The 18,488-nt window shown below is 65.5% G+C and carries 17 protein-coding genes and 1 pseudogene; 5 read left to right on the top strand and 13 right to left on the bottom strand.

Going from position 1 to position 18,488, the window contains the following annotated elements:
- From EET13_RS29300 to EET13_RS32505, 6 genes are all read right to left on the bottom strand, one after another.
- On the bottom strand, positions 1-1,015 hold a 1,015-nt coding region (locus EET13_RS29300), incomplete at its 3' end, for a PPE family protein (RefSeq protein ID WP_136623311.1).
- Between the two features lie 18 nt (positions 1,016-1,033).
- Positions 1,034-1,333 carry a PE domain-containing protein gene (locus EET13_RS29295; protein ID WP_122445515.1) on the bottom strand — a complete coding sequence of 100 codons (300 nt, stop codon included), beginning with the start codon at positions 1,331-1,333 and terminating at the stop codon, positions 1,034-1,036.
- A gap of 90 nt (positions 1,334-1,423) precedes the next feature.
- Complete coding sequence (eccCb, locus tag EET13_RS29290) at positions 1,424-5,767, bottom strand: type VII secretion protein EccCb (protein WP_122445514.1); 4,344 nt, start codon at positions 5,765-5,767, stop codon at positions 1,424-1,426.
- Between the two features lie 5 nt (positions 5,768-5,772).
- A complete protein-coding gene (eccB, locus tag EET13_RS29285) occupies positions 5,773-7,263 on the bottom strand; it encodes a type VII secretion protein EccB (protein ID WP_122445513.1) in 1,491 nt (496 codons plus the stop codon).
- 82 nt (positions 7,264-7,345) lie between these two features.
- Entirely contained in the window at positions 7,346-8,326 is a 981-nt protein-coding gene (locus EET13_RS29280) for a hypothetical protein (protein ID WP_168991359.1), read from the bottom strand.
- A gap of 5 nt (positions 8,327-8,331) precedes the next feature.
- On the bottom strand, positions 8,332-8,454 hold the full coding sequence (locus tag EET13_RS32505; protein WP_280177896.1) for a hypothetical protein: 123 nt from the start codon (positions 8,452-8,454) through the stop codon (positions 8,332-8,334).
- A 949-nt stretch (positions 8,455-9,403) separates the two neighbouring features.
- Here EET13_RS32505 and EET13_RS29270 point away from each other — a divergent pair.
- The gene (locus EET13_RS29270; protein WP_122445511.1) at positions 9,404-9,613 is read left to right on the top strand and encodes a hypothetical protein; all 210 of its coding nucleotides are present in this window, start codon (positions 9,404-9,406) and stop codon (positions 9,611-9,613) included.
- A 215-nt stretch (positions 9,614-9,828) separates the two neighbouring features.
- Here EET13_RS29270 and EET13_RS29265 read toward each other — a convergent pair whose 3' ends face one another.
- Both EET13_RS29265 and EET13_RS30060 read right to left on the bottom strand, forming a co-directional pair.
- Positions 9,829-10,305: a hypothetical protein gene (locus EET13_RS29265; protein WP_122445510.1), complete on the bottom strand. Its 477-nt coding sequence runs from the start codon at positions 10,303-10,305 to the stop codon at positions 9,829-9,831.
- 449 nt (positions 10,306-10,754) lie between these two features.
- Positions 10,755-11,237, bottom strand: a complete 483-nt coding sequence (locus EET13_RS30060) for a hypothetical protein (protein WP_136623309.1) — start codon at positions 11,235-11,237, stop codon at positions 10,755-10,757.
- Positions 11,238-11,608: 371 nt separating this feature from the next.
- On the opposite strand from EET13_RS30060, the gene EET13_RS29255 reads away from it, so the two are divergent.
- From EET13_RS29255 to EET13_RS29240, 4 genes are all read left to right on the top strand, one after another.
- Positions 11,609-11,824: a hypothetical protein gene (locus tag EET13_RS29255; protein ID WP_122445508.1), complete on the top strand. Its 216-nt coding sequence runs from the start codon at positions 11,609-11,611 to the stop codon at positions 11,822-11,824.
- Between the two features lie 376 nt (positions 11,825-12,200).
- Positions 12,201-12,923 carry a chymotrypsin family serine protease gene (locus tag EET13_RS29250; protein ID WP_244604189.1) on the top strand — a complete coding sequence of 241 codons (723 nt, stop codon included), beginning with the start codon at positions 12,201-12,203 and terminating at the stop codon, positions 12,921-12,923.
- 273 nt (positions 12,924-13,196) lie between these two features.
- Positions 13,197-14,126 (top strand): hypothetical protein, encoded by a 930-nt coding sequence (locus EET13_RS29245; RefSeq protein WP_168991358.1) that lies wholly within the window; start codon positions 13,197-13,199, stop codon positions 14,124-14,126.
- A 31-nt stretch (positions 14,127-14,157) separates the two neighbouring features.
- The gene (locus EET13_RS29240; RefSeq protein WP_122445506.1) at positions 14,158-15,255 is read left to right on the top strand and encodes a hypothetical protein; all 1,098 of its coding nucleotides are present in this window, start codon (positions 14,158-14,160) and stop codon (positions 15,253-15,255) included.
- A gap of 10 nt (positions 15,256-15,265) precedes the next feature.
- Here the strand turns inward: EET13_RS29240 and EET13_RS29235 are convergent, their stop codons facing one another.
- The 5 genes and pseudogenes from EET13_RS29235 to EET13_RS30730 form a co-directional block, all read right to left on the bottom strand.
- The gene (locus EET13_RS29235) at positions 15,266-15,631 is read right to left on the bottom strand and encodes a YbaB/EbfC family nucleoid-associated protein (protein WP_122445505.1); all 366 of its coding nucleotides are present in this window, start codon (positions 15,629-15,631) and stop codon (positions 15,266-15,268) included.
- Positions 15,624-17,384: a PE domain-containing protein gene (locus EET13_RS29230; protein ID WP_122445504.1), complete on the bottom strand. Its 1,761-nt coding sequence runs from the start codon at positions 17,382-17,384 to the stop codon at positions 15,624-15,626. The genes EET13_RS29235 and EET13_RS29230 overlap by 8 nt, the downstream gene beginning before the upstream one ends.
- Before the next feature lie 26 nt (positions 17,385-17,410).
- Entirely contained in the window at positions 17,411-17,677 is a 267-nt protein-coding gene (locus EET13_RS29225) for a hypothetical protein (RefSeq protein WP_244604188.1), read from the bottom strand.
- Between the two features lie 12 nt (positions 17,678-17,689).
- On the bottom strand, positions 17,690-18,001 hold the full coding sequence (locus EET13_RS29220) for a type VII secretion target (protein ID WP_122445503.1): 312 nt from the start codon (positions 17,999-18,001) through the stop codon (positions 17,690-17,692).
- A 39-nt stretch (positions 18,002-18,040) separates the two neighbouring features.
- Positions 18,041-18,488, bottom strand: a pseudogene (locus EET13_RS30730) (DUF4226 domain-containing protein); the annotation flags it as partial.

Raw genomic sequence — 18,488 nt, 5'->3', positions numbered from 1 at the left:
CCCCCGGCACTCCTGAGCGCAACGCGCTCAGACCAGGCCCCCCGCCGCTTCCCAGCCCGCTGCTGGCCAGCGCTCCCGGCGACATCAGCGAGGACCCCATCGACCCGAACTGTCCGACCCCAGACATCAGCTCGCTGCTGCCCTGGGTCAGCGGCGCGGTCGCGCTTTGCAGCGCCGAACTCGGCGCCGACATCATCGGCCCGGCCATCGATTGCGCAGACGACAAGAACTGCGCGCTATCTCCAGCCTGATCCGAACCCGCGATCGCAGGTCCAGGGGCGCCGGCCTGCCCACCGGCACCCTGCTCGCCGCTACTGCTCGCGCCCGCCAGCGAGGCCGCCCCCCCGGCGCTGGCCTCACTGCCCAATGCCTGCGTCGTGGCACCAGTACCTTCCGACAGCCCCGAACTGAGCGCCTGCACACCGCTGGCGGCGGCCTGTGCACCCACCGCAGCACCGGCGGCCGCCATGCCCAGCGGGTAGGCGCCCAGCGGCGAGGGGGTCAGCGGCAGTGACAGTTCGCCGATCAGGGGTAGCGCTGCGGCGCCATAGCCGGATGATGCGCCCGCGTTTTGCGCCCAGTACTCGGCGTACTGGGCGTTGTTGACCGCGATCGGAATCGCGTTGACGCCAAGGAAATTGGTCGATTCCAGGACCGCCTCTTGAACCCGGTTGGCGATGGCCACGGTGTAGTGCACCGTGGCCGACATCGCCGCCGAATAGGCCGACTGCATGCTGCCGATCGTGGCGGCCGCTTTCTCAGCGTAGGCGCCCACGAGCGCGTTCCAGGTCGCCAACGGCATCGCGGTGCCGGACATGCCGACCGACCCCACCCCCTGCCAGGTGGTCAACGCCGAGCTGGTGGTCGCCATGATCTGTGCTGCCTGCGCGGTGTGAGACGCCGCGAGCGCCTGATAGCCGGCCAGCTGGCCAGCATGTGCTGCCGGTCCCGCGCCCGAGGCCAGCCGAAAGCTGTTGGCTTCCGGCGGAAGTGCCCAAAAGTCGGCGAACACCACAGACGTTCGGGCCTGGTCTTAGAAGGCCAGCGTCGCAGCCGACAAAGCGTTCGACGCCGCGTAGCTGACCCCCGAGACGCCGACTTGCGCGGCGTACAGGCCTCGTTGTGCGACGCCGACCCCGGTCTGAGCGGCGAACTGGGCGGCGTGGGCCAAGATCGCTGCGTTAATCGCCGCGCTGACCTCCTCGATACCCATCGGAGCCGAGGCGCTTAGCGCCGGTGCTGTCCCCGTGAGCATCGCCGCAGACTCCGTGGTACCCACCAGTTCGGTGGCGGCCTGCCCCGCGACAGCCAAAGGCTCGACATCTAACAACATGATTTCCTCCTCAGGGGTGCCCCTTACCCTTGTTCAACGAGCGTACAAGCCGCCGAAAAGCTCTGCCAATCACTCAGCATCAATTCCGCCCTAATCCACCACCGTGCTGGATTCACGCGGACTTTGCGGCTGCCGCCGCGATGGCGTGCCCGCCGGATCGGGCAGCGCGAACTGCGCCGGCCCGCTGGGCTCATCAGGCACAACATAGGTGCCGCGCCCACTGATCATCTTCTCCGCAAACAGATCGCCGACGATTTTTCCTTCGCCGCGCTCACCGGACATGACCACGATCGGGCACAACGCTTCGAGCAGCTCGCTCATCAGCGCCGTGTTGATGCGGGCCCAACCATTGATCCGTCGCGCCACGATCACATGCAGGCCCACCTCGGACGCCCGCTTGATAAAGCCGGCCACATTTGTCAGAGCGAACGTTTTGCCCCAGGTGCCGCTGACCCACGCTTCCAACTCGTGCTCGTTGTCGACCAGCACGAAGACTTCCGGGCCGCTCCAGCGGCGCCGGCCCGAGGCGATCTCTTCTTGGGTGACGTCATCGGGGCGAACCCGCCCGGCCAGCACCCGGCCCAGGTAGTTGTCCAACGCGATGATCTGGTCTTCGTGCGAGACGTAGCCGGCCAGCATGCGCCCGGAGGGCTCCAAGGTGCCCGCCGGGGTGGGTTCTAGCGCCTCATAGCGGCCCAAATAGTCCTCGCCCACGTATTGCACCAGCGCGTTATCTGGGCTGATCACATACACCTTGGCTTCCTCTGGCCCGTACACGTCCATCACGCCTTGCGCGACGCTGGCCAAGGCCGAGGACTTGCCGCAGCGCGCGGCCCCGGTCACCACCAGATGCGGGTGGCGGTTGAAATCGGCGTAGGCCGCACCCAAGTCCACCTCCGACAGCCCGAAGGGCACCACCCCAGCCCGGCGAGCATCCGGCGCCAGCTTGTCCCACACCTCGGCGCGCGACACCCGCTCGGGCAACAGCCGCACCTCAGCGCCCGACTGGCCCGCCACCCGTCCGATCAGGGCGGCCGCCCGCGGGTCATTGACGCCCACCCGCTCACCGTCGATGGTCAGCCATGGCCTGCCGGTCTGGAAGTGATAGCCCAACATCGAGCGACCTCGACCAGTGACGCGCACCCGCACCCGCGCGACCTCGCCGAGCTGCTGGTCAGCGGTTTCGGCGTCGAACACCTCCTGCTCGCCGAACGGAATCGTTTTGAGCACTTCGGGATTGGGGTTGTGGTTGGTTTCGTCGACTTTGGGCAACTTCAGTTCAACGTTGGCGGTAAACGTCGACATCATCCGGGCATTGAGCCCGCTGGCAATCCACCCGTCGCTGCTGATGATCATATGCGCCCCATGTCGGGGGCCGCGGCGCAAAATCTCCTCGATATCAGCGACCAGCGGCTCATAGCTGGACTTGAAATCGTTCCAACCGTCGATCACCAAAAACACGTCCCCGAACGGGTCCTCGGGCAACAACTCCTGGCCGCCCCCAAAACGGCCGGCCCGGAAATCGGTCAGCTTGATGCCATCGCGGTTGAACGCCGCTTCGCGCTGCCCAATCAGGGCCTTGATTTCGGCGATGGAGCGGCTCACCCGCTGGCGCTCGCTGCCGCGGGCAAACGACACCACGTGGGGAAGGTGCTGAACGTCGTTGAGGTCAGCACCGGAAAAAGCCAGCACCACGAACTGCACCCGCCGCGGCGTGTACGTCAGTGCCGCTGACACGATCATCGTGGCCAACGCTGTTGTTCGGCCCGACTCGCTCTCCCCGGGCACCATGACGTTGCTGTCGGTGACATCGGGCGCGTAGACCACCTGGGCGTGCTTGCGGGGGCGGTCCTCCACGCCCACCGCGAACAACAGGCGGCGATGATCCTCCGCGCCGTAGCCCTCCTGCCACGGCCGCCCCCGCAGCCGCCCGACCAGCACATCCGAGGGCACCGACTCCAGCGGCGGGCACCAAATCTGATGCGGCCGATATGCCAAGGCCGCGGCCTTGCGACTCACCGCCTGCTGAAATGCCTGAATCTGTTGCAGCGGACGCCCATCAGGACCCAAAATCTCTGCGGGTTTCGCCGCCTCGCCGACCGGCGGGGCTTGCGGGCTGGCCAACGCCTCTTTGGGCAGCGCCGACATCGCCGCGGCGGTAAACAGCCGCGGACCCACGACGAACTCCGGCGCCGCAGTGTTTTCGGTGGCATCTACCGGTGGCGGCGGCTCGTATTCCTTGGACACATAGGCGGTTTGGAACCCGATCACCCGAGGTGCCCCGATCACTTTCAAATAGCCCGCGCCCTTGCGCTCCATCGGAATATGGGCCCCATCAGGCACCCCCAAGATGTCCCGACTGTCGTTCTCCTCAAGGACCCGCAGCGTCATCCGGATCGGAATGTTGGCCATCGCGTCTTGACCCCGCGCCATGTGGTGGCCCAACGTCTGCGACAACATGATCAGGCTCATGCCCAAACCCCGACCCTGACGTGAGAGCCAACTGGTCAGCTCCTTGGCCTCCTCGCGGCGGGTGTCAAACCATTGCGTGAACTCATCGACAATGATGAACAACCACGGCAGCGGCTCCAGGTTCTCCCCGCGATGGATCCGCATTTCCTCGTACTGATACACGTCTTTGGCGTGCGCACGATCAAGCAGGGCTTTGCGCCGCTCGACTTCGCCCTTGATGCCCTCGGCCATCCGATCCAGCAGATAATCGCCCTCCAGATCGGTCACCGCGGCGACCACATTCGCAAAATCCTTGATCGTGTGCGCCGTCGTCGAGCCCTTCAGATCGAAAAACGCGACATTGAGCATCTCGGGTGAATGGGTAAGACACATCACCGACAGCAACGTTTTGATGAACTCAGACTTGCCCGACCCGGTGAACCCGATGCCGACCATGTGCGCACCATGGCCACCGAAATCAGGTTCCTTGAAGTCGACAGCCACCGGCTTGCCATACTCGTCGACAGCGAACGGGAACCACCCCCACTGCTTGGACCACTGACCCTTGGATCGAGGCGGAATCGCCGTCATCCCCCACAGCCGATCCAGATCGACATTGAGTGCATCAGCGATATCGAGCATCTCGCACAGATCCGGCGAATCCGACGAGCCCCCGTCATCGCCCGCGGCGCTCACGGTACCCTCCGGGCTATAGCGGGCCATCTTCCGCGCAATCACCCGCGCTGTGGGCTCGTCGAGGAAATCAGGAACCGCGAACGGTTCACCATCGCAATCGGTGATCATCGACTCAGTGACGAAATGTGTTGCCCGAGCAGTGAATTCCAAGCCCTCCCCCCGCTCGGCGGCCAGCCGCAAAAACGTCACCCCCGCCACACCACCGAGCTGAGCCCGCGTAATCGGATCCCAGTTCGAACCCGGGCGCACCTGGTCGCAAATCACCAGCCAATGCGGTGTCACCGGATCCGAGCTATGCGCTCCACGGCCATGCTCAATGTCCACGGCGGCCAACAAATCATCAAGCCTGGTCCACACCATCCGCGCCGAGCCGCCATAATCGGCGCGAGCGGCATCCGGATGCTGATTATGCGGAAGCCATTTCAACCAGTCCCACCGCGCAGGATCATCGGTGAGCACCATTACCTGAAAATATTTCGGCGAATGAAACACCGCGGCCTGCAACACCATTGACCGCACCAACCCATACACCGGCTCCAAGCCCCCGGTGCCGACCAGCCCAATGCCGGCAAACGCGCGCAACGAAATCGCCTTCGCGATCCCGCTCACCGACTTCTGCGCCAGCGTGAACTGGCGCTCGGCCTCAAACGACGCCGGCTCATAATCAGCCGGGTCGCCCTGATCTTCATGCACCAGTTTGATCGCCAACTGGTGGCGACCCACCCCCATCCGCACACACCCGAAATGCACCGACGCAAGCTCGGCAGCCGAGCGCTCCTTCACCATCCCTTGCTGCGCGACCCCCACAGCAGGAGTCCGCTCCCACATCCGGTCAGAACCCACAAACCCCGAAAGCAGCGACGGCTCAGGGTAATAGAACACCGCCTGCGCGAACTGGGCCGCCGCCGTGTCCTGAATCGAGTCGCCGGTCTCATCGAGGGCCTTGAAGTAGTCCTTGCGCGCCTTATCCAACTGCCCGCCGGTCAACTGCTTGTCGCCACCACCCGACATCCGCCCACCGAAGATCATGCCACCCATCGACACCATCAGCATCACCGGGAAAAACACGCTCATAATCCCCAGCGGGCCCGTCCGATAAGCGGGTTGTGAGACCATCAGCAACACCATGCCCACCACGACCAGGATCACCGCCGCGATCAACAGCTTCTGCCACGTCGGTCTCGGGATCGGCGCCGGCGTCACCAGCCGCGGCGGCACCGACACCGACCCGCCCGGAACGCTGGGCCCCTTCTTGGCTGACCCCGGGGAAAAACGAACCGTCGCCATCAGAACTACCGCCCCTCGCTCGCCCCGGCCGGAACCGAAACCGCCCCCGGGGCACTAGAACTCGACCCGTGCAACGTCAACGCGGCCGACCGCGACAACTCCGGGCCCGCCGGCCACACCTGCAACATCGCCCACGGCGCCAACCGCGCCTGATCCTTCGACAATCCCAGCGCCTGCATCGCGCCACCCTCAAACGGGATCCCATACCGCAGCCCAGTAGCATCAAAGAGCCACAACGTTTGTCGCTCCGGCGAATCCGGCGCTGTGCCGGTCGTCGTCACGAACGTCGCCGCCCCCTCGCCGAAAACCACCTGATCGGCCTGCACCCCGCCATTGCCGCCACCAACGAGCGGAATCACCGCTGCCCCAACATGATCGGTCACCGGCAGCTGCCGCGCCGCGATCAACGACAACCGCCCCTGCCGCTCATCAACACCACGCTCCCAGCCCGCACACGTCACCGACATGTCAGCGCTATCAACCAACCGCAGCGGAGCCTTGGGGTAGGAGTCCACGTCAAGCACATGGCGCGTCGGGATTTTCGCGATCCGATCCGGCGCAACCCGCGGCGGCGCCGCGAACCCGAAAGTGTCGCGCTGCCTTAACATCCCAGCAACGACGGCCGAAACCGGTTGCACCCCATCGCCGGCGATCACATAAAACTGATCCACCCCGGTCGAGACGTCACGCGTCACCACAACAACCCCATTAACCACCGCAAACCCGACATCGGCAGCCGCCGGCGCTCCAGCATCAGGAACCGCAGGAACCACCAATGGGGCCCCGGCTGGAACCGCATCAAACAACGCCCGCGACATCGCCACCACCGGGCGTCCCGCCTCAATACCCAACGGCTGTGCGACCGCTCGATCCGTGACGTTGACCGCCATGCGTACACCCGAGGTCACCACAAACGTCTGCCCCCCATACGACATCAGCGCGCCCGCCCCGCCATCCAGCACTTGCGAGCCCGCCCCCAGGGCCAATGCACCGTCGATCCCCGTCACCTGCGGCGCCCCCGCCAGCGTCGATGGCGCCGTATCACAGACCGCCCACCGCGAAACCTGCGGCGACAACACCGCAGGCGTGGCCACCGGGGCGCCGACAATACCAACGGTCGGGCCCTTAGGGTGATTCGCGATATCCGACGACGAGACAAACGCCGGCGCATCCGGACGACCCGTAACCAACTGCGCTGACACAAGATTCAGCGCCGGATGCAAACGCCCCCCGACATTGACATAGATCGCCCCCGACGCCTTATCAGCCACAATCGCGGTGTTACCGACCAACCCCGCAGGGCGCAACCAGCCCGCCACGAACGCGCCGCCCAGCCCCACCAGGCCGACCACGATCGACAACACCACGGCGAACTTCTGCGCCCGCTCCCACTCCACGTCCATACTCGGTGAACGCCGCAGCAACGCATGCGCCAACCGGCGCCGCAGAAACCAAAAACCCGAGGCCTGAGCCCTAGACGCCAAATTCAACGGCATAGCACGAACCGTAACCGCTCACGCGAGCCAACGCCCACCACCAACCGGCTTTGCCAAACGCGGCCTCCCACAGCGGCCCCGGTTAGCGCTTCTCGAGCTCGTCTTCGACACTGCGCAGCGCCGCGCTGACCGTTGCTCGCACATCCACGCCAGGCTCGGCAGTGGCCGCATAGACCATGTCTGCCAACGGCAGCGGCTGCTGTGCCCACCCGGCCAACAATTCCATCGCCCGCGACAAGCGCCACTGCTCCCGATAGGGCCCAGACCAACGCTCAACGGGCACCGACCCCCCACCCGACATCACCACCGACGTCGCCCCGACGAACTGCATAGCCGTCGTTCGCCGGTACGCATCCCACCACTCCGGCACCGGCAGCTCTCCACTGTGGATAGCAGACCACGCCGACAACAGCCGCTGCCGCGCGCTGGGTTCATCACCGCCAATTGACTCGCCCGGGCCATCGGTGCCCCTGGCCAGCGATACCAGAACATGAGCCAGCGGCAGCATCACCGTTTCGATTTGATCGCGGGTAGCCTTCTCGGCCACCCGATTCAACCGCGCATACAAATCGGCGTACTCCGACTGCAAGCGGTGCACATGCATCGCATCCAACGGTTGCGCGGTCCGGTGCTCGTAGGGGTTGCGTTCATCGGTGCAGCGCCCCGGATGCTCGACACCGGCGATGCGCAGGTGATCTACCGGCCCAGTGGTCGCTGCAGCCACCAGATTCCAGCCACCCTCGACTCGCAATTTGCTGTACTCGACCAGCACCCGCGCTGGATCCGGGCATCCGAACCAGGCGTCGCGAAAACTCCTGTCCACCACAGGATCTGTGACAACCAGCCGCGTCTCACGCGGTAAGAACACGCCCCACGGGACATAACCCGACCCCTCATTGGAGATGACCAACTTCTCCATACCGCCCTCACGGCGAAACACCCCCACCGCCCAATCGACCGGGAACCCGCGCTGGACGCAGTCGTGGCGCAACTCCCACGCCAACAGTGCAGCCCACTGCGCATCGTCGGACAGCCCCCGCAGCGCTCGCGGCACCTCAGGCACCGGATTCACCACCGCCGCAGGCACCAACGCAGCACCTGCACTCCCAGCAGGCACACCACCCCCCGCAGCCGCCGAAGCAGCACCACCACCAGTGCCGCCTCCCGCAGGACTCGTAGTCGCTGATCCAACTGCCGCCCCAGCCGGTTCGGCTGCCCCCATACCCGTCGACGGCAACATCGCAGGAACCGCACCCGCCGCCGCCGGCGCAGGGCCCACCGCCGAGACCGGCTGCACCCCCGACGCGCCCGCAGAAGCCAACGAACCCGCCGGACTCCCAGCACCGGCCGCCGCAGGCACACCCCCACCCGCCGCCGGGCCCGCCACACTCGACGGCGCCGCCGTCGCCGGCGGCGGAACAGCACCCACCGGACTCACCGCCGACGCACCCGAAGACAAGCCCTGCGCAAAAGCACTACCCGGATTACCCAGGCCAGCCGCACTGGCAGGATTCGACATCGGGGTCGCCGAAGCCGGAATCCCACTACCCAACCCCGACGACGCCGGATTCGAACCCAGACCACCAACCAGCGACGACAACGGTCCACCACCAAGCCCAGAACCCAAGCCACCACCACCCAGACCGCCACCAGGCATGCCACCACCACTGCCACCAAACCCACCGCCGGGCGAGAACGGAAGATTCCCAACCGGTACGGCAGTGCTTGGCTGGCTTCCCCCTGACCCTGGCCCGCCACCGAGCGGCTCCTGCAGCGGATCCTTACGATCATCGCCGGGCGTGCGAGCGCCGCGCCCGCCCCCCGGAGATGGATTTAGGCCGTTGTCGGCCGCTGGCGCGTTCCCCGGCGGGGTCGAACCGTCAGTCTTGACGGTGGGCATCGGGTTGTGCGGGTCAAAAGGTACTGTCGGTGGCGGACTGGCTGGGGTAGGTGCCGGATTCACGGGTACAGGTGGCATCGGCGGTACCGGATCCAGTGGCCGTGGGAACGGGATGGGGGCTAAGGGCTGGCCCAAGCCCTGAAGACCCGCTAGCTGGATCCCCACAGTTTTGTCCCACCGCCCGTGCCCCGCATAGATCGTGTTCGCGGCTCTCGTTGAATACGCCTCGGCTGCCGCTCTGTGCTGCTCGATGATTTCCGCAATCTTGGCGGGATCCTTTGCAGCGCTGATCTCCTTGTGCGCAGCAGCATCAATGCGGCCTTGTTCGCGGTCGACGTCACGCAGGATCTGCGCTTCGTCCTTGTACATCTCGGCGGTTTCTCGATAGGCGGAGGCCAACAGCCGATATTCCTCTACTACCTGGCGGTGGGCCATGTGCATGGTCTCTGAGCCTGGCGACTGGATCGCTTCCTCCCGAAGGACATTCGCTGTAGCGCGCGTGTCGGCGATTGACTCCAGCTCTTGCGCCGTCGCCAGGTGCGCCGCCGCCTCTTCGTCAATCAACCCAGGTTCGGGCGTAAGCATCTCTTCGGTGATGATCAAGTGCGAGAACGCACCCGTGCCCTTATACGCCAACGCCCAGCCCCCTCCAGCGCGGTTCTCAGCTACTTCAAGCCGCAAAAGGTCTCGATCCGCGTCGCTAATCCGCTCGCTATCTCCGCGTTAGTCAACGCGTCAGCCCTCGTGCCTAGATGGTGTAGCTCGGCGTCTTGGATTGCGAAACCTCGATCGAGGTATTCGGTAAGCAGTGCTTGCAGTTCGGGCGGTGTAGCGGGATCCATACTCACCCTTATAAATGCGCTCTCGACCAGTAGTGTTCGGGACTGCGCCGCCACCGCGCTCTTCGTGATCGGGTCATCCCAGTCTTTGGGTGTTGCGGCCACGCTTCTGCTTGCCGCGCCGATCGCGAGTGCCCCTGTATCCCACGCCCCGCACGCCTTGGTCTTGGCCGCCTGAATCTGTTCGGGCGAGTAAGCCGGCCCCGGCGCGCCCACGGTGACGACGGTTTCCTGAGCAGCAGCCTGCTCTCGGCCGAGCGATACGGCTGCATATACCACCGCAATTACAGCGACCACCAGCACTGCTAGGGCTGCTACAAATGTCGCGCGGCCTCGTGGACGTCGCGTGCCGATCGCCACATGCAGGGGCGGTCCGGGAGCCGGCCAATTACTACGGGCCGGGCCGCGATAGCCACTCGGCGGGGCATAAATCGCCATAGCCCTACACCTCCGTCACCGATGACAACGCCTGCTCGTTATCCGCGTTCCCGACCGCATATGCCACGACTGCTTCAGCGCTGCCATCGTCAACGCTGCAGGTGCGGCTGCTCACGCCACCGTGGTTAGCCGCTAGCCTCACGCCATGGGCTCCGTGAGCCGGAGCGATACCACCGAATAGTCCTGGAGCCAGGCCAGGCGAAGCAGCAGCAACCCCTATTGCGGCCGCCGCATCCGATTGGCTGGCAACCGCATTCGCGACCTGAGCCGCTTCCGCCACGACATCAATTCGCCCAGCTTCCATCTGTGCCTACCTATCTGCACACGTCCCCGAGCACTCTGCCCGCTTCTTTCGTCGCGCGTACCCGGACACTTATCTCTCCGTCTGGGAGGTGTCGTGTCTCGGCGTCAACCTCGGACACGAGCGCGGCTACGTAATTGGCGACCGCCGCCCTGACCGCTTCCGGCGCGGCCGGCGTTGTCTGGCTTTTTAGGTACTCGGTCTCAACGATGGTGACCATTTGATAATTGGCTAGCGCAGCCTGGGACTCGGGAGAGTTCCGATCAGGGATCGAAACTAATGCCCGCTGCGCATCGATCATCGGATCATTCGTCGTCAAACTTGCGTCGCAGGCTTGCTTTTTGGCGGCCGCGATTTGTTCCTGGCTGTAGGTGGGCGGACCGGCCGTCACCGTCGTGGTGATCGGGTGTGGCGGTGCGCTCGTCCATTTCATAGTGGTCAAAATGATCGCCGTGATCGATAGCAGCGCCGCAGCTGACAGGATCCCCCAGATCAACCGACTCCGCTTGCCACGCCCTGACCGCGGTTGAGGGATGGACGGCGGCAGCACGGGTACCGGCCGCGCACCGTTCTGCGCTGCTTGAACACCGGCGGGCAAGCCAGGTGCGGGCGCGGCTGATTCCCCGCTGTGCGTTTCGGCGCCCGGACGTGCCCATACCGAGGTGCCAGTCGTCCCCGGCGCATCAGTGGTCACGGTATCCACGGTATCGCCAAGCAGGACTGCGCGGCTACTCATTCAAGTTCCTTCCTCGGAAACCACACCGTAGCCAGGACCACCGACACATGCCCACCACTGAGCCGGGATCTTGCCGCGTATCGTCAGACTGCCGCCATTTTGGGTGTGGGCGCACCACGTACGGCCCGCGGATGTGGGCGCACATCCTTCGCGACCAGTTACACGTCGACGAAGCAACGTTTTGGGCAGCAGTACGCGACGGCGTCCGACCGCAGCGAACCGCCGGCGAGTCCGCCGAATCCCTTCCTGCCGAAGTTGCCGCCTTGCTCATCAACCGCGTCGGCCTGACCCGCGAGGAAGTCGCCGAAATTACCCGCGATGATGCCATACAGCGACTCAACCGCTAACTGTCGGAAGCGGCCAGTAATGTCGCTGAATTACACCGATGTAATTTGATGTCGATAGCGCAATCAGGGCCCCTGACGCGGCGAAAACTCGCAGGAAGGAAGTCACACTGGTGTCGGATCGCTCGGCAATCGAATGACTTTGCCTGTTCCTCTTTCAAAGTTCTGCGGCGCACCAGCGAACAGGTCGATGTACAAGGTGCGGGTGCGGGCCGACGCGGTGGTGAAGGCGAAGGCGTGTCACCAGGGAACAACACCTCCGAAAAATGGCGGCCTGGGCTGCGATGTAGCTGTGCTTCCCTAGGGGCTGCCGCCGCGCGCGGAATTTCTTGGTCTCGGTGATGGTCGGTTGTCGGCTCTACCTTCTACGGTGCGCAGTATGTCGGAGCGCGTGAGAGCCAAATCGATGGCGGCCGTCATGGTCGCTGTCGCGTCGTGTTCGCTGGTGATCCTGGCGGCCCCGATTGCGTCGGCACACGTCGACCTCACCGTGGGGATGGCGATCCAGATCGGCAACCACCGATGCTCCCTCGGATTTTTTGGCCGCAATCGACGCGGTGACCGCTTAGCCGTCACAGCCGGGCACTGCTCGGACTCCGTCGACCAGCACGTAATGGCCGCCAACAACGTCAGGATCGGCGAAGTCGTGTCCCGCCAAGCCGACGCCGAAGACGCAAACGGTCGCCTTACCGGCTCGCGTGGCTACACGCTATTCGCCGTCTACCAACGCTTTTCGCTGGAACCGTACTTCACCTCCACTGACCGCTTGGTGTCCACAAACGACCCGGTCACCAAATACGGCGAACGGACCGGCAAGACGAGCGGACACGTCACCAGCGTGGACCGCAACCCCGATCGGCCCGATCTGGCAATACTCGAGGCCGACATGGTCCAAATCGCCGGTGACTCCGGATGCCCCTGGTACACAAGCGGACCCACACTTATCGGCGTCGCGTCAAGTGGAAACCAGGCTAGAGAAGGCGGATCCGCGGGTAGCCAAGCTCAGCCCATCGGGGCGATCATCGACACGATCCGCACGGATCCCACTCCCTGGCGAGACAGCTTCGAAGTCTGGCTGCAGCCGGATCCGGCACGGGGCTGACCAAAGCGCGGGAAAAGCCCGCTCCCCTATGCCCCATATGGGAGCTTATATACGTTCTTTGTGAGCGCGGGTCGCGGGCGCGCCGGCTGTGTCCGACCTCCTGGTTAACCTACGGCCATGTGGAATACGCGCGGAAAGTTCGATGCCGTGGCGACCGTCGCGGTGGTTTCGCTCGTTGCTAATTTGGCCGTTGGTCTTGGGTCCGCGCGCGTTGGTCCCATCTCGATCGCAGCTGCGTGTGTGCAGGCGGCTGGGCTGGCGGCAATGTGGTGGGTGTCGAAGTGGCTGCCGCATGCTAGCGCGGGCCTGCGAGTGCTGGCTTACGGTGTCGCCCTGATCGCGGTGTTCGGCCCGAACATGACTTGGGGCATCGCTGACTCGATTTGGCCGGGCCCCTGCAAGATTGGTGGAGGCGTCGGCGCGAGCACCGGTGCGCTGGTAGGCCGCTGCCTGCAAGCGCTGTTCAGCCTGTGCCTGCTGGCCCTGCTCGCCCGCACAACTGGTGCGGCTTCTAGCCCTCCACGCCAAGCATCCACTGTCCATCCGCCCGCGACATGGTCTGTGGCGCTAGTCGCTCCGATCGCCGCGGCGCTCACTGGCGCTGTCAGTAACTTGGCCACGGTTGCGCCGTGGTGCCCGGCAATCACAGGCGCAGGCGCATCACCGCGTTATCACGTGCTGCTCAGCGTCGTTTCGGGCTTTCAAGAAGAGATCGCCTTCACCGGCATAGCTCTACTTTTGCTGCTGGGATCCGGTTGGCGGGCCCAGTGCTGCGCCATTCTCATTAGCACGGTCGCGCGTTGGGTGATGCACTTGTACTACGCCGACCATGCTAACGCGTTGCGGTGGCTGCTCTGGACCGCGGTGTGGTCGGGAGGCGGGCTGGCCGTTGCGTTCGTCATTGGTCACCTTGCGACGAAAGCCGACTTTGACCGCAGCCGGTTCATCGTCGTGTACGCCGCCCTCACCGCTGCCTCGCACAGCTTAAGTAATCTCTGTCCGCTCGGGTTCTTTTACGGTGCGGTCTTGGGCACCGGCTACCTTCTCATGGGCCTCAAGGTCCTGCACTGGATTACGCGGGCACGCTTTCCCACCCGCGATCCCTTCGTGGCGTTTGCTTGGCTGGCCAGCTTCCGGAATGTTCGCGTCCCCCAGTCCAGCGAAGAAGAAGACGACGACAGCCGCGTTGCTTCCCCGCACTAACATGCGCGCATGATGCGCGTATGTTGGTGATGTGGAGCTGTGGAGCACGGAGCAGGCCGCCCACCACTGGGGCGTTACCCGTGCTCGGGCGCGTGGAATCCTGTCCAACCGCCGCATCAGCCGCATCTCGGGCTATCCGGCTGATGCGGTGCGCGCCGTACACCGCCACCAAGGCGCCCGCACCGACCTCGCCGCGCCCCAGACCGCGCTGAGCATCGGTGAAGCAGCGGCGGCGATCGCCCGCGGCGGCGACGATGCGACCAGACTGCGGGTGTTCTTCGAGTTCGCCCGGGGTGCCGATGAGGCCGGCGCGGCAGCACTGCCCCTGATCACCGCAGAACCCCTCTTGATCGGTGAGCCTCGTTTCGATGCGCTGCTCGCTGCGATCGCCGAGCACCTGGCCGCCCGCCACGGACTACCTGGCCCGCTGTGGACGATCACCGTTGAGCGCTTCCTGCACCGGGCTTGGTGGATCTCGCCGCTGCCTTCGGCGCGCGTGCAGGCCTTACTGTGGACACCCGCATCGTTTCGGCGGCGCGGCATTTACCTCGATCGCCACGACCTCGCCCACGACGGAGTAACGCCAATGATGCCCGAGCCGCTGTTCGACCTGACCGACATACGACGCGCCCTAAGCGCGTTGGCCGCCAAACTCGAACGCCGACGAGTCGTCGGGCAGGTGCACGTCTACGGCGGGGCGGCGATGATCCTGGCCTATGACCCGGCCCGTACGGCCACCCGTGACATCGACGCCCAGTTCAGCCCTGACGGGCCGATGATCGCGGCGATCCGTGAGGTTGCGCGCGAAAACCGTTGGCCAACAACCTGGCTAAACAATCAAGCTGCCAGCTATGTCGCTCGGCATCCCGGCGAGGGCGACCGTGTATTCGACCATCCCTATCTTCAAGTGAACGTCACCCCGCCCGAGCACCTGCTGGCGATGAAAGTCCTCGCTGGCCGCGCGGCCCGCGACGCCGGCGACCTTGACACCCTGCTTAGGCACCTGGAGATCACCACCGCCGAGCAGGTCTGGGCGATCGTGGATCGATTCTTTCCCGGCACCTCGATACCGCAGCGAGGCCGCGGCCTGGTCGAAGACCTGCTCAACCAGCGCCGCACCGAGCGGTAACGACGCGGGCTTACTCGCTGCTGCTGGCGAGGCCTTCGTCGAAGGCGGCCAGGAAGTCGCCGGTTCCTATCATGGCGTCGATCTCGGCGACTTCCTCGGTAGCTCGCCCCTGTGCCGCCTCAAGGGCCCGGTTGATGCGCCCTTCGAGGCTTTCATGCGAGTAGCGCGCCATCGCCCCTTCGACGATCTCAATGCTGGTCATACGACCATTGGCGGCCACGGTGACCGTCACATCGCCGCCGGCGACGCTGGCGGTCATGCTCACCTCGGCGCACGCGCGTTTCCATGCCTCGAACTGGTCGCTGACCTTGTCCAGCCGTTTTTGCACACTGCGGCACCATGCCTTGTCACGTTCGTAGCGCTCGAGGTCAACCATCGGAGGGCCCGTCCTTGTCGTCGATCACGACGCGTTTGCCGGTTCGGGCCGAGGTCACCACGACATCATCCTGGCCGCCGGAGTGCCGGGGTGTCTCTGCGATGCTGGCTTTGGCCGTGCGGCGCAGCACTTCTCCGCGTATGGGCTCGCCGTTGGGCACCGGTGGGTCGAGGACTTCCTTGTCGGCGGGTTTGGCGGGCCGCGCTGCCGAGCCGCCGGCGCCGGCTCCCATGGCGCCCATCGGGGGCATCATCATGGGCGCACCCGCGCCTCCAGGCCCGGCATCGGGCATGGCAGCCCCTGGTGTGCTGGGTAACCCGCCCGCAAGTGGTGGGCCGCCGGGTGGGCCGGCCACCGACATCATCCCTGTGCCGGCAGACGGGGCCAGACTGCCCGGCCCGGCGGCGGGTTGCGTGGCTCCCCCGCCGCCGCCGCTGGCGCCCGAGCCTGTTGATCCGCCCAGGTTTCCGATGTCGGTGCCGCCCAGATCGGTATCCGGGTCGGGTTTGGTCAACCCGTTGGCTAGTCCCGAAACGGCTTCGGCGGCTTGGGATAGCACGGATTGGCCTTGCTGGGCTAAGGCCGCGGGGATGGCCGCGGCCGCGCCCACAACCCCGCCCAGCAGGCCGGGGATCATCGAGGCCATCGCGGTCATCGGCTGGGCGGCCCCGCCCAACGGCATCTGGTCTAGCCCGCTAGCGGGATCGTCAAGTGCCGCAGCAGGATCGGCGTCATCATTGCCGCCGGGGATATCGCCCGGTGCCGGGGCATGGTTTCGCGGGTCCGCGGAGTGATCGTCGGGGTTGGCATCACCCGGGCCGGGCTGGGTTCCGGTGGGTGCGCTGCCCGGGGCGGGATCGACGATCGGGGTCACCGGCGGCGGGCCGGGCGGCGCCTGGGGTAGTTCCCCGATGTGGTAGTTCGTCGCCGCGACGTGGGTGCGGCTGTGCAACCCTAAAAGCTGGGTTTGGAGCTGGCTGATCACCGGCGTGTACATGCCGGCCGTTGCCGGCCGGCTATTGAGCACCTGGGCTTGTTGGAGCTGACGTTCGACGTCGCTGAACTGCGACGTTGTCGGGGTTGCTTGCTGGGTTCGGCTGAACCGCTCGTGATGTCCTTGCCCTGCCGCGCTCAGCGCCTCGGCGTGCTCGGCCATCTCCTCGGCCCAGGTGGCGAACCGGGAGAGCGCATCGGCGATTTTCGGGCCCGCCTGCCCGCTCAATCCTGCGCGGACCGAGGCCTCGGCGGCGCGCACCGTGTGTGCGGCCTCACGAAACCGCGCCGCGTACGTGTGGCAGTTGGTGGTGAAAACTGAACCCGCGCTGGGGCTTCCGGCTTCGATCAGCGCGGCAAGGCTTTTGCCGTCGCGCGGTGCCGGTGGGCTGATCGGCAACGCAGGTGTCGCGGCGTTGGTGGTCACTGCCGGGGTAAACACGGGCGCGGTGGTGGCGCCGCTGCCGTGCAGCGATACCAGCCCAGCGTTGGCGGTGTCGGTCTGCTGGTAGGCGCCGATAGCCTGGCGTAGCGCGACCGCCGCGGCCGCCAGCACGGCCGCACCGTCGCCGGCCCGTGACGCCAACACCGTTCCGTGTGCTGAAAGCCGCGCCGCCGCGCTGGTGGACACTTCATCGGCGGCCAGCGGCGGATGAACCGGCACACTGGCCCCGGCGGTGCTCAGCATGCCAGCGGCCGTGTCGAGTTGGCCGGCGACAGCGACCAGTGCTGGGCTGTGCACCTCCAACCGCGCCACCATCGCTGCTCAACTCTCCCCTGTGGTTTCTAGAAGTCTATTGTTGCTGCATAGGCTGACACTTGCGCTTCGGTGGGCAGATTGGTCAGCACTTGTTTGTGGTTGGCCTCCCACTGCAGCCGAATGGCCAGCTGAGATCGCAGGAAAGCCAGTGTCGCCAACCGCATGAGGCGATTGCACAATTCGGCTTCGGTGAGTTCCATCGCCGCGGGTTCGAGCTGAACATGGGTTGTTGTGCCGTTGAGGTCGGAGGTGACGATGATCGCCGAATCCCGGCTTGCTGCCTCGAAAATCACGGTCCGCCTTGTTTAGGTTGTGATATCGCCAAGGTCGGCGGCGTTGTCCTCATTCATCGCCGCGAACGCGGCGCCGCCGCGGCGCAGCTGGTCGGCCATGTTGCGATGACGCTGCGCCTGTTGGGCCAGGGCTTGCTCGCGCGCCTCGATGACCTCCTGTGCGGCGCGGCGGGCCTCGGAAAAGATTGGCCCCCACGAGTCGGCGGCTTCCAGGATCTTGGCGCCGTCGCTGCGCGCGCCCTCCAAGGTTTGGGCGGCTCCCTCGTGATTGGTCGCCCAGCGTTCCAGCGCGGCGGGGTCGGCTTGGATGCGTTCCACAGACATTGACGGTACTCCGTTCTTTTCGGGGTTCTTGGCCAATAGTTACTGGATAGGGTTGCCTGGCAGCCCGCTTTGGGCGGGCTGCGGCGCGGCCGTGGGGGCGGGTGTGCTGACTGCGACCGGGGTGGCCGGCGTGGGCATCGTCGGGTGTATCCAGCCCAGGAAATCGGGGCCGAAGTCGATCTGGTCGAAGTCCACGACTTGTCCGTTGACCCACGCCTTTTGGTCACCGAGGGCCATGATCTGCTTGTTGGTGTATTGGCCCACGTCACCGAACACCGCTTTACCTGGGGATACCGGTGTCATGACCGGGGTGCCGGGTGGGGGCAACGCAATGTTGGCGCGGTTGTATTCGTCGTGAACGTTGCCCCCGGCCAGGACTTGGCGTGCGGCGGCGGCCAGTGCCGGGTTGTCGGCCTTGATCGGGCCCATGCCCTTGACGTCGACGCTGAGATCTGGTCCTGGCGGCGCCGTGGGGGCGGGCGGGGGC

Source organism: Mycobacterium attenuatum (assembly GCF_900566085.1).
Lineage (GTDB): Bacteria > Actinomycetota > Actinomycetes > Mycobacteriales > Mycobacteriaceae > Mycobacterium > Mycobacterium attenuatum.
Note: the sequence above shows the minus strand (reverse complement) of the source record. Positions and strands in the feature narration are given on the sequence as shown.

Bases quoted from the DNA above. Each gene is read 5' to 3' on its own strand.
- eccCb (WP_122445514.1), bottom strand. From the start codon at position 5,767: ATGGCGACGGTTCGTTTTTCCCCGGGGTCAGCCAAGAAGGGGCCCAGC.
- EET13_RS29230 (WP_122445504.1), bottom strand. From the start codon at position 17,384: ATGGTGGCGCGGTTGGAGGTGCACAGCCCAGCACTGGTCGCTGTCGCC.
- EET13_RS29235 (WP_122445505.1), bottom strand. From the start codon at position 15,631: ATGGTTGACCTCGAGCGCTACGAACGTGACAAGGCATGGTGCCGCAGT.
- EET13_RS29255 (WP_122445508.1), top strand. From the start codon at position 11,609: ATGTGGGCGCACATCCTTCGCGACCAGTTACACGTCGACGAAGCAACG.
- EET13_RS29220 (WP_122445503.1), bottom strand. From the start codon at position 18,001: ATGTCTGTGGAACGCATCCAAGCCGACCCCGCCGCGCTGGAACGCTGG.
- eccB (WP_122445513.1), bottom strand. From the start codon at position 7,263: ATGCCGTTGAATTTGGCGTCTAGGGCTCAGGCCTCGGGTTTTTGGTTT.
- EET13_RS29295 (WP_122445515.1), bottom strand. From the start codon at position 1,333: ATGTTGTTAGATGTCGAGCCTTTGGCTGTCGCGGGGCAGGCCGCCACC.
- EET13_RS29250 (WP_244604189.1), top strand. From the start codon at position 12,201: ATGTCGGAGCGCGTGAGAGCCAAATCGATGGCGGCCGTCATGGTCGCT.